This window comes from Vibrio sp. D417a (assembly GCF_030248595.1).
In the GTDB taxonomy this organism is placed as follows: domain Bacteria; phylum Pseudomonadota; class Gammaproteobacteria; order Enterobacterales; family Vibrionaceae; genus Vibrio; species Vibrio alginolyticus.
Map to the genome: position 1 here is coordinate 153025 of NZ_JAHGAM010000009.1, position 16288 is coordinate 169312.

The following is a 16288-nucleotide window of genomic DNA, read 5'->3' on the forward strand; positions in this document are numbered from 1 at the left end:
GTGTTACTAAAGAACGATGGAAGAGAAAAGTTGGCGGTGTAGCTTTTGCGCGTGACCATCGGTCATTGCAGAAATATAATCGGCGATGACCCTCATTTTATTGCTCTCGCTCTTCGCCTGACACCACAGATCTTTTGTATGAACGGGTAGTAATCGCTCTGGGTCTGCTGTTAACGCTTCAAAAATATCCATAATAATTTGCTGACCCTTATACTCAACGATCTGGACCTGCGGGACTTGGATAACGAAGGTGCTGACAAAGTGCTTGAGTACGTCAAGTGCACGTGCCATCTGTGGTTCTAAACACGCATTCCAAGACAGTAACGGGTTATTAAACGGCTCATCCACCGTTTTGATTGAAATGCTGGTCAGTAGCGCGTTAACCATACCACCGATGGCATCTTTCCGCTCATGGTGCTTACCGCTAAATAGCATCTGTCCGATGGAATCGATATGAGCTTCAAACCACGGGTCGCCACAGTCCGCTAATTGACTTGCTGCGCCTTCTTGCCATTGCTGACGTGTCACCATACCAAGTACGATTGCATCTTCTAAATCATGAACACCGTAGGCGATATCATCTGCTAGCTCCATGATTGAGCAATCGAGTGATTTAAAACGCGTTTTACTGTGCTCAAACTCCGATTCTGGCGTTGAACGCATCAGACTAAGCAATGCCTTGTCGTTGTCAGAAAGCGGTGCAATTACCCAATCAAATAAGTCTTTATCACAATCATAAATGCCTTTAGCTGGGCTCCAATCTTTTGCTTTTAGTTTACGTTGATGCTCGGCTGGTTGAGGTAACTTGACGGAGCGTGTTTGACTAATGAGGGCAGGGTACTTAATCAAACCAAGCAGTGTGCGGCGTGATAAATTCATTCCGAAATGCTCAGTATAAGGCTCTAACTTAGTGACGATACGAAAGGTTTGGGCGTTCCCCTCGAAGCCGCCATGTTCGCGCATTACGTAGTTTAGAGCGACTTCTCCCCCATGACCGTATGGAGGATGCCCGATGTCGTGCGCTAAACATAATGAATCAATTAAGCTGTCTGATGGTAATAGATCGCGGAACTCTGGCTGTTTTTTCTTTAACTGGGCGACGATACCGGTCCCGAGTTGCGACGCTTCTAAGGAGTGTGTTAACCGGCTGCGGTGAAAGTCTTCCAAGCTATTGCCGTGTACTTGGGTTTTTGCTTGTAGGCGTCGAAATGCAGCCGAGTGAAGAATGCGCGCTCGGTCTCGTTGGTACGGGCTCCGATGGTCGTCTCGACGGATTTTATGCTCATCATCATGGCGCTCTTGCCATTGCGGGTGTAATTCAAACGACACGATTATCTCCGTAAGCTAACTGATTTCATCTAACGATAATTCGAAACTTGGGGCAAAGGTATTGAGAAAGTAATCCATTTCAGGCGTTTTGCGTTCTTGCAAAGTGACGTCTAAGCGTTTTTTTGCCAGAGCGAACTCATGGTTGCCGGCGCTTAGTTCTTCAAGACATTTTAAATAGGCACAGATGGAATCGGCTTGCTTAACGATTTTTGCGTCCTCTTCGTGTGCAGAGTGAGAAAGAAGATAGGGGGCAAAATTATCGTGGAACTCTTCCGGTAACATTGAGAGTAATTTTTGTTCCGCTGCCGATTCTATCTTCTTATATTCTTTGGCAATTTCAGGGTTGTAATACTTCACTGGAGTTGGAAGATCACCCGTTAATACTTCACTGGAGTCATGGTACATGGCCAGAATCGCGATGCGTTCTGGATTAAGGTTGCCGCCGAACTTTTTGTTTTTAATTAGGGCAAGGGCATGAGCGACAAAAGCAACTTGTAAGCTATGCTCTGAAACGTTTTCTGGTGAGACGGACCGCATCAAAGGCCAGCGTTGGATCAGCTTCATTCGAGCCAGGTGGGCGAAAAAATGGCTTTCTTTCATGGCTTTCTCCGTTTCTGGTGTAAAAAAGGAACTCACTAGGAGTTCCTCTAAGCATATGAGAGATCAGCACTAATTACTACCAGTGATTCATTACTGGCTGTAGGTTGATAGGAATCTTTCAAAACGTCCAATGGCGATTTCTAGATCTTCAACGTGCGGTAGTGTCACGATGCGGAAGTGGTCTGGTTTTGGCCAGTTAAAGCCGGAACCTTGCACCAGTAAGACTTTCTCTTGTTTTAAGAAATCTAAAACCATCTGTTGATCGTTCTTGATGTTGTACATTTTAGTGTCGATTTTCGGGAAGAGGTACATCGCACCCTTAGGTTTGACACAAGAAACGCCAGGAATCTGATTGATCAGTTCATACGCTCGGTTGCGCTGCTCTAACAAGCGTCCGCCAGGTAAAATCAGTTCATTGATACTCTGGTATCCACCTAACGCGGTTTGAATGGCATGTTGCATTGGTACGTTTGCACATAAACGCATCGATGAAAGCAGCTCCAAGCCATTCACGTACCCTTGAGCCAGATGTTTAGGCCCCGTTAGGAACATCCAGCCACCACGGAAACCACAAACACGGTAGGCCTTTGAAAGGCCATTGAATGTCATGACTAGCACGTCTTCAGTGAGTGTGGCGACTGAGGTATGTGTTGCACCGTCGTACAACACTTTGTCGTAGATCTCATCTGCGAAAATGATCAGTTTGTGCTGGCGTGCTATCTCAATCACTTCAAGTAGGAAGTCACGGCTGTATACCGCACCTGTCGGGTTGTTCGGGTTGATCAGAACAATGCCACGTGTCTTTGGTGTGATTTTCTTTTTGATGTCTTCAAGGTCTGGGTACCAGTCAGCCTCTTCATCACATAGATAATGAACCGGCTTACCACCAGATAGTGCAACTGAAGCTGTCCATAACGGATAGTCTGGTGCTGGGATCAGCATTTCGTCGCCATTGTTTAATAGCGCTTGCATGGCCATTACGATCAACTCAGACACGCCGTTACCTACATACACATCTTCGACATCTAGCGAGCGTATACCTTTACGCTGATAGTGTTGGACCACAGCTTTACGAGCAGAGTAAATACCTTTGGAATCACAATAGCCTTGAGAAGTCGGCAGATTACGAATCACGTCGACTAAAATCTCATCAGGGGCGTCAAAACCAAATGGGGCAGGGTTACCAATGTTTAGCTTTAGGATTTTATGCCCTTCTTCCTCCATGCGCTTAGCATGTTTGAGTACAGGACCCCTAATGTCGTAGCAGACATTGTCGAGTTTTGACGACATCCCGATATTTTGCATTGTTTAATTCCTAAAAATTCGTTAATTTCTTTATTAAAATACAATAATTTGTTTTTTATTAGAATATATATCTGTAAATAATCTGTCTGCTGGTTAAGTTTTGCTCGCTTGCTATCACAGGATTTTGCAAAAGATCGCATACGACCTTGATTTGCTTTGGGTCTAAACTTAGAGTAGCCGTCAGTTACCATTTATCCTCACATACAACGAGGTTGATTTGTCACAGTTCCATCAAGCCGTAAAGAGAATTATCGAGCGAGTTCAGCAATCGGAAGGCAATCAAACACGTCTGGTCGAGCCCCTTAGCGAGAAACCTAATTTCTCATTTATTGATTGGCTTGATGCACAACCACTTTTCCCTAAGTTTTATTGGCAGTCCCGCGATACACGTGAAGAGGTCGTTGCACTAGGGCAATTGCACGCTTTTGTTGAGCCAGGTCCTGCTTATACCATTCTAGGTGAAGGGCAAAGAGTCTGGGGCGGGCGCTCTTTTGATGGACAGCATGAGAAGAATCGTCGCTGTATGCCTTCTTTTTTCTTTTTGCCTCAAATTGAGTTAATTCGTTTTGACCAACAGTGGTCTCTCGCAGTTAATATTTCAGAAGACAAAGCGCGAACTCTAGCTGGGTTGAATAAACTGGTTTGTGAGGTCGCGACCTTAGCTCCAATTTCGTCTCACATCCGCTCTATTGTTCATACGCCAAGTCAGCCTCAATGGAATGAGTTAGTTCATAAGGTTCTGACTGGTATAGAGAATGATGATTTTAAGAAAGTGGTTTTAGCGCGTCGCTCTACCGTGCAGCTTGATAACACATTAAGTGCTGCACAGCTACTTAAAGCAAGTTACTTAAATAACCATCATAGCTTCCATTTCATGCTGAGCTTAGACAGTAAGCACAGTTTTATGGGGTCTACGCCAGAACGTTTGTATTCTCGCGTAGGGCATGAGCTACATACCGAAGCGTTAGCAGGTACGATTGGTCGGGGAGACAATGCCACTCAAGATATGGAGTTGGCGAATTGGTTATCCCAAGACCAAAAGAACCTCAACGAAAACCAGTATGTGGTGGACGACATCATTGACCGTCTATCACCGCATTCTGAAATGGTTGAAGTGGAAGCTGAACCGAGTTTGGTCAGACTACGAAAAGTGCAGCACCTTAAGCGAAATATTCACGCTAGTCTAAGAGCGGGGATAAATGGTGTTCAGTTGTTATCGGCGCTTCAGCCAACAGCGGCGGTTGCTGGCTTACCCCGACAAGAGTCCATGCAGTTTATTCTTGATAATGAGCCCTTTGCACGCGGCTGGTACGCGGGGTCAATGGGTTACATAAGCCATGAACGAGCAGAGTTTTGTGTCGCAATCAGAAGCGCGCTTGTGCTCGGTGATCAAGTACAACTGTTTGCGGGCGCAGGTATTGTGCCTGGTTCTGTGGCAGAACATGAGTGGGCAGAACTTGATAAGAAAATGTCGACGTTACTTACGCTGATTTCTGATCATCCGCCATTGGGAGTCGCATCATGAGTCATGACCAAGCGGTGCTCAATCGAGTTTGGTCAGAAACCATATTGATTGAGCTTCAGCGATTTGGCGTTAAGCATGTTTGTATCGCTCCCGGATCTCGTTCTACTCCTTTAACTTTAGAAGCGGCAGAACAGTCCGACTTTTCCATTCATACTCATTTTGATGAGCGTGGACTGGGCTTTATGGCTCTTGGTTTAGCGAAAGCTACTCAGGAGCCAGTGGCAATTATCGTTACCTCTGGTACGGCAGTGGCGAACTTACTACCGTCGGTTGCCGAAGCCAAACTTACTGGTGAAAAGCTGGTGCTGCTGACAGCAGATCGTCCAGTAGAACTTGTCGGCTGTGGTGCAAACCAAGCGATAAATCAATTGGGTATTTTTTCACATCATGTTTCGGCCAGTTTGAATTTACCAAGCCCAAATTTAGCAACGTCGCTTAACTGGTTGCTGACCTCTGTTGACGAAGTGATGTTTACTCAGCAATTGCAGGGTAGTGCTGTTCATATTAATTGTGCATTTCCAGAGCCTTTGTATTCCAACGGCGCAAAAGCGGATTATCAAACCTACTTAGATTCGGTCGCCGGATGGCGAAAAGGAAGCGGCACTTATACTCAGCGTTTTAGCCATTTGTCACAGGCGAACATCCCGCCTTTTTCAGACAAAAAAGGCTTGGTTGTGATTGGCAGCTTACCGCTTGAACAAGCGAAGTCGGCGCAGGCATTTGCACAAAAGATGGGATGGCCAGTACTTGCAGACCCGCAAAGTGGTCTCAGTTCGGATTGGGCGTATTACGATGTATGGCTTCAACTTCCCGAGTTCGCAAACGAGCTTGAATCTTGTGAACTTATTATCCAATTTGGTAGCCGAATCATCTCCAAACGTTTGAACCAATGGATTGATAAACAAGTATCGAAAAATCAACAAAGTAAAGACGTTCAGTATTGGTATGTCTCACCTTGTATGGACCGGAATAACCAAAATCATCTGGCGCAAATGCACTGGGTTGAGCCTCCTAAAACGTGGGTTTCTCGCATTAGTTTTGAGAAGTCAATATTTGCTGGGTGGGCTGATAGGTTAGCGAATGACGTTAAGCGAGTTCATCAACGTATCGAAGAAGCCTTCCTATCTGATGCAGCGTCTGCCATTGACGAAATTGCGTTGGCAGCAGACATCAACGAGCGCACAAAGAACGTAGATGTTTTCTTGGGTAATAGCTTGTTTGTTCGGCTTGTTGATATGTACGGAAAATTGGATGGTGTAGAGGTTTTCACTAATCGAGGCGCATCAGGGATTGACGGTTTGTTTGCTGCGGCATCAGGCGTGCAACGGGCAAGAGGTAATCCGTTACTAATGTATATCGGTGACACAGCAGCACTTTATGATCTCAATTCTCTGGCGCTATTTTCTCACAATAAACTGCCGGCGGTACTTGTTGTTACTAATAATGACGGCGGTGCGATTTTTGATATGTTGCCAGTACCACCAGAGCGCAGGACGACATATTATCAAATGCCTCATGGTTATCAGTTTGAACACGCGGCAAAGCAGTTTGGTTTGGCGTATTTGCATGTTTCTACACTGGAGCAATTCCAATCATCTGTAAAAGAGCATTTATGTCACCGCCAAGGAACGTTGCTGGTCGAGGTTCAAACCCCATCTAACCAAGCTGCTGAGACACTCAAGGCATTTAATAAGAGTCTGAATGCTTTACTTTGAACGTTTCCCTGTATTAGAAAAGCACCAAAGTATTACTTTGCCTACTCTGGTGTTTTTGCATGGTTTGCTTGGTAGCGGTGAAGATTGGCAATCGTGTATCAACGCGTTACCCGAGTATGAACGTGTTACGGTTGACCTCCCTGGTCATGGGCATAGCCAATCTATTTCTTGCAGCGATCTGAATGATTGCTGCAAACTTCTTGGTTCCACACTATCTTTATTATTTCCCTCACAACAACCACTTATTTTGATTGGTTACTCTATGGGCGGCCGCATTGCGATGCATGGTATTGCCCATCAATGCTTTCCAGATCTCAATATTGCGGGCGCGATTGTTGAAGGGGGAAACTTCGGGCTTCAAACTGAGTCAGAGAAACAGGTGAGATTAGAGAATGATGCTCGTTGGGCAATGCGTTTCAAAACTGAACCACTTGAACGTGTTTTGAACGATTGGTACCAACAAGCGGTGTTTTCTTCACTAAACCATGAGCAAAGACAAACATTCATTGCGAAGCGAAGTGATAATCTTGGCTCAGCGGTGGCGAATATGTTGATGGCGACATCGTTAGCCAAACAGGCATATTTGTTGCCCTCACTGCAAAAGCAGAACATACCAGTGTATTACTTGTGTGGTGAGAAAGACCAAAAATTTAGCCAACTGGCACAACATAGCGGGTTGGCGTATCGACAAGTTGAAGGCGCTGGTCATAACGTCCATCAAGAGCAGCCCAAACAGTTTGCGATACATACCAAGCAAATAATTCAGTCTCACTTTGGTGAGAGTAACGAGAACAATGGGAATCACCATGGCTAAAACAGTAGGCATTTCTGAAGAAGAACTTTACGCTCCGGTTCAATGGAAAGATTGCGGCGAGAAATACGAGGACATTCATTACCATAAGTCTGAAGATGGTATCGCGAAAATCACCATTGCGCGTCCTCAAGTGCGTAACGCGTTTCGTCCTCAAACGGTAAAAGAGATGATTGATGCGTTGGCAGGTGCGCGTTACGACTCTGGTGTTGGCGTGATCATTCTGACAGGTCTAGGTGAAGACGCATTCTGTTCTGGCGGCGACCAGAAGATCCGTGGCGACTATGGCGGCTATAAAGATGACCAAGGTACGCATCACCTAAACGTATTGGACTTCCAACGCGATATTCGTACTTGTCCAAAACCAGTGATCGCATCGGTAGCGGGTTGGGCTGTTGGCGGTGGCCACGTTCTGCACATGATGTGTGACCTAACGATTGCAGCTGACAACGCTCAATTTGGTCAAACAGGCCCTAAAGTGGGTTCATTTGATGGCGGTTGGGGTGCATCTTACATGGCTCGCATCGTAGGCCAAAAGAAAGCTCGCGAAATTTGGTTCCTATGTCGTTTCTACAATGCTCAAGAAGCGGTAGACATGGGCCTAGTAAACACAGTTGTACCACTAGCGGATCTAGAGAAAGAAACCGTTCGTTGGTGTCGTGAAGTACTACAGCACAGCCCAATGGCATTGCGCTGCCTGAAAGCTGCATTAAACGCAGATTGTGATGGTCAAGCGGGTCTGCAAGAGCTAGCGGGTAACGCAACGATGATGTTCTACATGACTGATGAAGGCCAAGAAGGTCGTAACGCCTTTAACGAGAAGCGTCGCCCAGACTTCGATAAATTCCCTCGCAACCCATAATCCGTCTAAATGAGGAGCGTGTTAGCTCCTCTGTTCCTTTTTTCCTGAGCGCCTCGCCCTCTGGGAGGCTGGTGGGATTGCTCGTCAGAACGCTCAAATATACGGCATTACATAGGACTTGAATTATGCGTGAAGCGAAAATTTATCGTTATAGCTTGCCCATGGATAGTGGTGTCATCCTACGTGACAACAAGCTAACCGAACGTGTTGGTTATATTGTTGCGCTTTCCGAAGATGGTAAAACAGGGTTTGGAGAAGTCGCTCCTCTTCCTGGTTTTAGCTTAGAGAGCACCGAAGATGCGGGTGTTCAGCTACAAGAACAGGCGGAGCGTTGGGTAGCAGAGTTGGATGTGGATTATGCCAATATGTACCCGTCGGTTGCGTTTGGTTTATCGATGGCACAGCTTGAATTAGCTGGTGGCTTACCACAACAAGGTAAATACCAAACAGCGCCACTATGCACTGGCGACCCAGATGAGCTCATTCCAAAGCTGAACGAAATGGAAGGTGAGAAAGTCGCTAAGGTGAAAGTTGGACTTTATGAGCCAATTCGCGATGGCATGCTTGTGAACCTTTTTCTTGAATCAATCCCTCAATTAACGCTTCGACTCGATGCCAATCGCGCTTGGACACCAGAAAAAGCGCAGCAGTTCGCTAAGTACATTGCTCCGTCTCTGCGTCAACGAATCACGTTTCTAGAAGAGCCGTGCCGCTCTCCTGGCGATAGTCTCTCTTTTGCGATTAATACTGGTATTGCTATCGCTTGGGATGAAACATTGCAAGATGCGGTTCGTCGTGAAGATTTCCGTCTTGAAGATCTAACTGGTGTGAAAACGATCATCATCAAACCCACACTCATTGGTTCGGTGGATTTTTGTATTACACTGATAGAGAAAGCAAAGTCACTGGGGATGAAAGCAGTGATTAGCTCTAGCATTGAATCCAGTCTCGGTTTAACTCAATTAGCGCGCTTTGCCCAATGGCAGCTGCCTGATGAAGTTCCAGGTTTGGATACGATTGGCTTATTCAAAGCTCAACTAGAGCAGGGCTGGCCTAAGTGTGAACTTCCCGTTCTTCCTCTAAAAGACCAGGAGATTGTGTGGCATTCTGCGTAGACAATATTGCGAAGGCACCATGGAAATATTGGGCTCAAACGAGCCCTTTTTCTATTGCACTCAAGACATCAACAGAAGTATTAAACTGGCAACAACTCTCGAAGCGTATTGACCAATACACTCACTATTTGAATGACTTGGGTGTAACTCGGGGGGATGTGCTGACTTTGGTTGGCAAGAACCAAGTAGAAACACTGTTGTTTTATCTTGCCTCCAAACAGTTAGGCGCGCTCGCTGCGCTGACCATGGAACAACCACTAGATAAGTTGCAGGGTAAGCTTGCTGCACTTTACAGGCCTGATCAAACTCGGTTTATCTGGTTTTCTCAGGAGTGCGCTTCGACCTTTTCTGAACATGATATACAAAAACTCAAGGCAACATTGCTTTCACCGCCTGTAGTATCACAGCAAGAGAGTGATTCGTTGACTGAAGATAGCTATCATCATGACCGGCTAGCTTCAGTAGTATTTACTTCTGGCTCTACAGGGGAGCCTAAAGCTGTGGTTCATACACATCGACAGCATCTTGCGTCTGCAGAGGGCTTGTTGCAGGAGTTCATTTTCACTCAGCAAGATGCTTGGCTATTATCGCTTCCGCTGTATCACGTCTCTGGATTAGCGATTGTCTATCGTTGGCTATATGTCGGAGCAACACTAAAGGTCGGTTCAGGGAAACTTGTTGATGATGTTCAGGGCGTATCACACGCTTCTTTGGTTGCGACTCAGCTAAAACGGTTATTGGATGATGATGCACATTTGTCATTGACACATGTGCTACTGGGCGGCAGCCACGTTGATCACGAGTTGGCACTACGAGCAACAGGGCAAGGCATTGAGACATGGTTAGGTTATGGGATGACGGAGGCGGCCTCTACCGTTACCGCAAAGAGAATTGACTGCACCAGTAATGCTGGGCATGTATTGAAGCACCGTAAGATAAAATTAGTTGACCAACGCATTTTTGTTGGCGGTAAGACATTAGCGGCAGGGTATTTCCATCAAGGACATGTTACCCCATTTCTGGATGAGAAAGGCTGGTTTGACAGCAAAGATCTTGGCGAGTGGCAAGGTGATGAATTAAAGATAATCGGCCGTGCCGACAATCAGTTTATCTCTGGTGGTGAGAATATCCATTGTGAAGAGATTGAAGCCGCTTTGAACCAAATTGATGGTGTAGTGCAGAGTATAGTGGTTCCAGTCGAAGACGCGGAGTTTGGTCATAGACCAGTAGCTGTGATTCAGACCAATGGATTGCGCAGCAAGTCGGAGTATGACCAGCACTTGCAATCAAAGTTAGAGAAGTTTAAATGGCCAGTGGAATACCATGTAATGCCAGAAACTCTACTAGAAGGTGGGATCAAAATTTCACGTAAGGCCGTGAAAGAGTGGCTGTTGTCATCACTTCAGCATTAGTCAATTTTGCTATGTATTAGTCATAAAGAGAATTTCGTATCCTTATAACTCTGAATCATAATTATGCTTCTTAGTGGAGAGAAAATGCATAAGGTTCAGGATGGCAAAGCTAGTTTTAATTGCGGCAGTAGCACTACAAATTGGTATCGCGATAAGTAGTGAAGGGCTAGCCCGCTCTCTTGCAGAGCTGACGGCATTTTTGATCGCTATTGCGTTGGTCGTTATATACAAAAATAGCAAACGGGAAATACCGCCCCCTCAACGCGATAAGCAGACCACCAATATCTAAAACAGTAACCAACTTAGAGAAGTGGTAGAAATTAGCACCCACAGAGTCACACCAAACAACAGCGGCTTAGCTCCAGCTGACTTTAGTTTTGAAATTGAAATGCTGCAACCTATCAAGAACAGACATACAACCAACGCTTGCTTTGCTCCAATGAAAATGCCGTGATAGACCATTTCAAATTGAGGAAAGAAGTCGCTAAACGCGATAGCTGCACAGTACCAAAAAATGAAATAAGGGATAGCTAGTTTTTTCTTTCCATTCTCTTTTTGGCCTCTTGAAAAGATGACGGCACTGATCAAAGCAACAGGAATGATCCATAAAGCGCGCGCGAGTTTCAATGTTGTTGCCGTAGTTAGCGCTTCTTCCCCATAGGCCGAGGCAGCCCCGACAACAGAAGATGTGTCATGAATGGCAATCGCAGCCCATGTGCCAAACGTGTGTTGATCTAGCCCTAAAGCATGTCCAATCACAGGAAACACAAAGAGTGCAATGGAGTTCAGGACAAATACCGTTGCCAGTGCTAATCCAATCTGCTCGTCTTTCGCTTTAATCGCCGGTGCCACAGCAGCAATTGCGCTACCACCACAAATTGCAGTACCTGATGAGATTAAGTAAGCGGTTACTCGCTCCAATTTAATTACCCTGGCAATGAGAGTGCCCATGATCAGTGTGCCTGTAATAGTGGCGATGATCAGGCCGATACCATCCGATGTGACTGCAAGTGCTTGCTCAAAGTTGATGCCAAAGCCTAAGCCAATAATCGAGTAAGACAGCAGCTTTTTAGTAAAAGAAGCGATGGGCAGCTCGGAAGGCACAAAACCAAAACTTGCGAGTAGAAAACCGATAACTAGAGCAATGGGAGAGGAGGCAAGAGGGGTTAGACAAAAAAGTAACGCCAATCCAAACAGGAGGTAGTTTCTATTCAAGGTTTTTTATTCGCTGTTGTGAATGAAAGGGAGAGTATATCGCACTGGGTGTGGTCAGTTTGTCTTAATGATTTGAACACATGTTCAGTTATCCTAAACATGTGTTCAAGTGTATTTATCGCCAGTCGCCTCTAAGTTGATGCACTTTATCGAACATTGTTTTTGCCGTTGCTTCATTTGGTGGCACCGGTTGTCCTGCCTCAATTTCTAGCTTTGACCAAAATCGAGTCGGTAAGCCACAGCATGCGCGACCTTTTGCGCGGCTGAAATAGCTTCCCCATAAGCCTTTAAGTGCAACAGGTATGACGGGTACTGGGCTACGACGTAGAATGATATCAATACCTCGCATGAATTCATTCATTTCACCATCTGAAGTTAATCTTCCTTCAGGGAAAATACAGACGATATGACCTTCGCTTAGCGCAGCTTCCACATCGTTAAATGCACGTCTGATAGAGCTTCTGTTACTCGCTGAAATTGGAATTACCCCAGTTCGACGTAAAAAGCGCCTTAGTGGAGGTAGGTTGGCGTAATCTTCCTCCATCACAAAACGAATCAACCTTGGGCATACCGCACTAAGTAGCAATGCATCCATGTAGCTTACATGATTACATACAATCAATGCCCCACCATGCTCGGGTAGGTTGTGTAGATTCTTATGCTTAACTCGATAGATGGTGTGCGTAAGCATCCACATGACAAAGCGAACAACAAAAATAGGAATTTGCAAAAAGATGTAAGCGGCGACTAAGAAATTTAAAATGGCTAACAATGCAAACAGTTGAGGAATTGTCATCTTGATTACACTTAGGCACACAATACCTAAGACAGCGCTGCCGACCATAAACAGAGAGTTAAAAATGTTGAGCCCTGCGATGACTTGAGCACGTTCGGTTTCCTTTGCTCGATGCTGCATTAATGCGTAAAGAGGCACGATAAACAAACCGCCCGAAGCGCCAATCATCAATAGGTAGAAAAATAATGGCCAAAAAGGCTCATATCTAAAGAAGTCTACAAAGTTATGGAAAGTAGGTAGATCATTGGGAATGGAAGTGGCCATTAGGTACCCAAATACCGTAATGCCAAAGGCACCAATTGGCACAATACCGACTTCGATACGATGGTTTGAGATCCAATTGCAAAGTAGCGACCCTAGCGCGATACCAATGGAAAATAGAGCGAGCAAGAAAGACACCGCACTCTCGGTGCCATTTAGGTAAATCTTAGTGAAATTCGGAAATTGTGTTAGATATGCGGCGCCTAAAAACCAAAACCAGCTTATTGCCATTATGCATTGAAAAACAACTCGATCGGATTTGGCGATAGAGAGCGTGTGTTTGGTTTGCTTGTATGGTTGCCAACGAAAAGAGAGATTGGGCGCGCTGGCTGCAGCAAAGGGGATTGAGCGGCTCGACAAGTAGCCTAACAATGCGAAGATCACGACACAAAATGCGGCGAGGTATTTTGCGTTGTCTGCAGAGGCTATAATCCCAGCGCCTAAGGTGCCAATAAGGATGGCGATAAAGGTACCAGCTTCAACAAGAGCATTGCCGGGCACTAACTCTTTAGCATTTAACTTTTGAGGCAAAAGGGCATATTTAACTGGGCCAAAAAATGCTGACTGTGTGCCCATTAAAAACAGTAGCAATAAAAGCACACCATAACTTTCGGTTATGAATCCGATGGCACCTAACAGCATGATGGCTATTTCAAATAGTTTGACCTTACGAATAAACCATGACTTTTCATATTTGTCGGCTAATACGCCAGCGGAAGCAGAGAACAGAAAGAACGGTAGAATGAACAAGCCTGCCGCAAGGTTGATGAACAAATTGCTCGAAATAGGCAGTGCACTGGAGCCAGCGAATGCGACAAACAACAGCAAAACGTTTTTAAAAATATTGTCGTTGAAAGCGCCAAAAAATTGAGTAATGAAATAGGGCAGGAATTTTCTCTGCGTAAGTAAGGACGGCTGTCTGTCGGATGACATGTATAATCCTTTGTTACCAGTTCGTGAGGTAGTTGGAAAGAAGATTACTGATCAACTCTTTGCCATCAATCGGTTCACTAGAGAAAAACTTATCATCGACACTGAGTAAAGTAATGCCATGTACGCCAGACCAAAGGACTCGACTCGCTTGAATCACTTCGGATTCAGTACGATGTGGTGCGATTTGAGCCAATAGTGACTCTAGCATTCCCGTCATACCATCGATACGTTTGGCATGCCATTCCGGAAGTTCTGCTCCATTCATGTTGTGTTCGAACACTAACTGCCAACGGTATGGGTGTTTTTGAGCAAAATCGTGGTAGCAATAAGCGAGTTCAAAAAGCGCTTGATGGGAGTCTTTGCTGTCATTAGTCGCTTTGCGTGCTTCTTGAGATAACTCATCTAAAGTTTGAGCGACAACATGAAGCAACAACAAATTATAATTACCAAAAACATTTACCAATGTGCTTGGCACGTAACCAATCATGTTAGCGATTTTACGAAGACTGAGTTCGTGGTAAGAATTCTCATCTAAAAAGTTTTTGACCGTTGTTAACGTCAAATTCACTAACTCTTCTCGGGTGTGATCGTTTCTGCGCGCCATACTCTCAAACTACTTTATTGAACATCGTTCAATATGATAGTCAGCTACCTATTAACCGTCAACAAGGCAATGTGTCCAAGTGCCCTCAAGGTGTAGGATTCTGAGCTGTGTCACTGATTCTAATTCAAGTAAAACAATCTGGAGTATTAGTGAACTTATTCCATACTTTTTTTACATTGATCAAGCGCCTTCAGCTGAATTGTAAGCAGTGTGAGCAGTCTGCATTTTTGGCAATATTCTGATACATGTCAGCTTCTATAAGCTATTTTCATCAATCGGTATACAGAGTATGATGACTTAAAAATCATCTTTGGCGTGCTACTGTTTGAAACAACGATTGTTTCGTCTTGAAAATGGGGCACTATCTTAGATAGCTAACTTTAAGGATAACGATGAAACGTTTATTTTCTATTGTTGCTTTATTGATGTTTACTGTTGCTGTAACGCCTATCGCGGAAGCGAAGAAGTTTGGTGGCAGTAAGTCTTTCGGTAAGAGCTACAAAACTGCACCAGCACCGAAACAACAGCAACAAAACACCAATACGGTCGGCAAAGATCAGACGACAAAGTCTTCAAGTAAGAAAGGCCTTATGGGTGGTCTGCTAGGCGGACTTCTTGCTGGTGGTCTACTTGCTGCATTCTTTGGCGGTGCTTTTGAAGGTATCCAGTTTATGGATATCCTAATTATTGGTTTGATTGCCTTTGTCATCTTTAAACTAATGCGCGGTATGCTAGGTGCGAAGCAGGGCAGTATGAACCAGCATCGTCAACAGCCTGCATTTGGTGGCAACGCATCTAAGTTTGAGCAACCAAACATGCAAAACTTTGAGCAACAACCAAACACAAATAATGGTGGCTTTGGTGGTTTTGGCGCTCAAACAGACGTACCACATAACTACCCACCGGGTTTTGACCAAGCAGCGTTCATTAATGGTTCTCGTGAACACTATCGAATCCTGCAAGGTGCGTGGAATCACAACCAGCTAGAAACTATTGAAGAATATGTTTCTCCAAGCTTGTTTGAAGACCTAAAAGCAGAGCGCGCGAAGCTCGACGGTGAGCAGCATACTGACGTAATGTACGTTGATGCGGAGATCGTCCGTGCTGATTACGATGCAAATAAAGCACAGCTTAGTCTGCAGTTTAGCGGTCGTTACCGTGACACAGTAGAAGGTGTTGAAGAAGAAATCGAAGATATCTGGCACCTAGAGCGTGACTTGACTGCGCCTAATGCGCCATGGTTAATCGTTGGTATTCAAGGCTAGTCACCTTTAAACCAATTTAGTCACTAGTAAAAATCCCGCATCCCCTGCGGGATTTTTTGTATCTATCATTTATATTTCTTGTACGTGTTTTTATACAAACATCACTAATTGAGTCCGTTTGGTAATTTTGCGAGCCCACTTTTTCTAGTAAGTCCTCAAGTGTTTTCCTATTTATATTGAACATTCATATTAAGGCCATACGAACTAACAAAATCAAAATAGCTAGTACATTGTTTGTAGGGTAAAGATCTGCTCCTCAGCCTTTTGTTTGTGGAGTTTCACATGGGGTTGGTTGCTTTAGTGAGATTGAGTATAGGTTATACCAATCGTAGTAAATAACTGGTCATTCTAGCTTGTTAAAATACTCGATAACTGCGCCTTGTTCTCAAGCATTTTCCCTACGCTATTTCTGATCACTTATTTACTGTGATAGGTATTCAATCGAGCAGAGTTTCGGTTAGGAGTGAAAGGTTCGTTGTAGTAGGACTATGCTATCAAGATCCTGAAACGAAAAAAGCCAGCTCAATGAGCTGGCTTCTT

General features: G+C 44.8%; 14 protein-coding genes. 8 read left to right on the plus strand and 6 right to left on the minus strand.

The genetic code is table 11. The annotated features are described in order from the left end of the window. Positions 1–6: 6 nt before the first annotated feature. The 3 genes from KI742_RS10870 to KI742_RS10880 all read right to left on the minus strand — a co-directional run bounded on the left by KI742_RS10870 (position 7) and on the right by KI742_RS10880 (position 3234). On the minus strand, positions 7–1329 hold the full coding sequence (locus KI742_RS10870) for an anti-phage deoxyguanosine triphosphatase (protein WP_115385831.1): 1323 nt from the start codon (positions 1327–1329) through the stop codon (positions 7–9). Positions 1330–1344: 15 nt separating this feature from the next. Continuing rightward, positions 1345–1929, minus strand: a complete 585-nt coding sequence (gene yfbR, locus KI742_RS10875; protein WP_285385203.1) for a 5'-deoxynucleotidase — start codon at positions 1927–1929, stop codon at positions 1345–1347. Positions 1930–2019: 90 nt separating this feature from the next. Further along, entirely contained in the window at positions 2020–3234 is a 1215-nt protein-coding gene (locus KI742_RS10880) for a pyridoxal phosphate-dependent aminotransferase (protein WP_005384283.1), read from the minus strand. A gap of 217 nt (positions 3235–3451) precedes the next feature. Between KI742_RS10880 and KI742_RS10885 the strand changes: the two genes are divergently transcribed. The 7 genes from KI742_RS10885 to KI742_RS10915 all read left to right on the plus strand — a co-directional run bounded on the left by KI742_RS10885 (position 3452) and on the right by KI742_RS10915 (position 10963). After that, entirely contained in the window at positions 3452–4759 is a 1308-nt protein-coding gene (locus tag KI742_RS10885) for an isochorismate synthase MenF (RefSeq protein ID WP_171344887.1), read from the plus strand. Next, positions 4756–6474, plus strand: coding sequence for a 2-succinyl-5-enolpyruvyl-6-hydroxy-3-cyclohexene-1-carboxylic-acid synthase (gene menD, locus KI742_RS10890; RefSeq protein ID WP_285385201.1), 1719 nt, complete (start codon positions 4756–4758; stop codon positions 6472–6474). Before KI742_RS10885 ends, menD begins: the two co-directional genes overlap by 4 nt. After that, the gene (gene menH / locus KI742_RS10895) at positions 6461–7288 is read left to right on the plus strand and encodes a 2-succinyl-6-hydroxy-2,4-cyclohexadiene-1-carboxylate synthase (protein WP_206958148.1); all 828 of its coding nucleotides are present in this window, start codon (positions 6461–6463) and stop codon (positions 7286–7288) included. Before menD ends, menH begins: the two co-directional genes overlap by 14 nt. Continuing rightward, complete coding sequence (menB, locus tag KI742_RS10900) at positions 7281–8147, plus strand: 1,4-dihydroxy-2-naphthoyl-CoA synthase (RefSeq protein WP_285385200.1); 867 nt, start codon at positions 7281–7283, stop codon at positions 8145–8147. Before menH ends, menB begins: the two co-directional genes overlap by 8 nt. A gap of 125 nt (positions 8148–8272) precedes the next feature. Further along, positions 8273–9262 (plus strand): o-succinylbenzoate synthase, encoded by a 990-nt coding sequence (menC, locus tag KI742_RS10905; RefSeq protein ID WP_005384273.1) that lies wholly within the window; start codon positions 8273–8275, stop codon positions 9260–9262. Then, positions 9247–10674 (plus strand): o-succinylbenzoate--CoA ligase, encoded by a 1428-nt coding sequence (menE, locus tag KI742_RS10910; protein ID WP_213901039.1) that lies wholly within the window; start codon positions 9247–9249, stop codon positions 10672–10674. The genes menC and menE overlap by 16 nt, the downstream gene beginning before the upstream one ends. Before the next feature lie 100 nt (positions 10675–10774). Continuing rightward, the gene (locus tag KI742_RS10915; protein WP_031780888.1) at positions 10775–10963 is read left to right on the plus strand and encodes a hypothetical protein; all 189 of its coding nucleotides are present in this window, start codon (positions 10775–10777) and stop codon (positions 10961–10963) included. Here the strand turns inward: KI742_RS10915 and KI742_RS10920 are convergent. From KI742_RS10920 to KI742_RS10930, 3 genes are all read right to left on the minus strand, one after another. Beyond that, complete coding sequence (locus KI742_RS10920; RefSeq protein WP_005384270.1) at positions 10960–11889, minus strand: YeiH family protein; 930 nt, start codon at positions 11887–11889, stop codon at positions 10960–10962. The genes KI742_RS10915 and KI742_RS10920 overlap by 4 nt on opposite strands. A gap of 115 nt (positions 11890–12004) precedes the next feature. Continuing rightward, positions 12005–13879: an MFS transporter gene (locus KI742_RS10925; RefSeq protein WP_005384269.1), complete on the minus strand. Its 1875-nt coding sequence runs from the start codon at positions 13877–13879 to the stop codon at positions 12005–12007. A gap of 13 nt (positions 13880–13892) precedes the next feature. Beyond that, entirely contained in the window at positions 13893–14483 is a 591-nt protein-coding gene (locus KI742_RS10930) for a TetR/AcrR family transcriptional regulator (protein WP_005382308.1), read from the minus strand. Positions 14484–14875: 392 nt separating this feature from the next. On the opposite strand from KI742_RS10930, the gene KI742_RS10935 reads away from it, so the two are divergent. Then, positions 14876–15748: a Tim44 domain-containing protein gene (locus tag KI742_RS10935; RefSeq protein WP_005384268.1), complete on the plus strand. Its 873-nt coding sequence runs from the start codon at positions 14876–14878 to the stop codon at positions 15746–15748. The last annotated feature ends 540 nt before the right edge of the window (positions 15749–16288 follow it).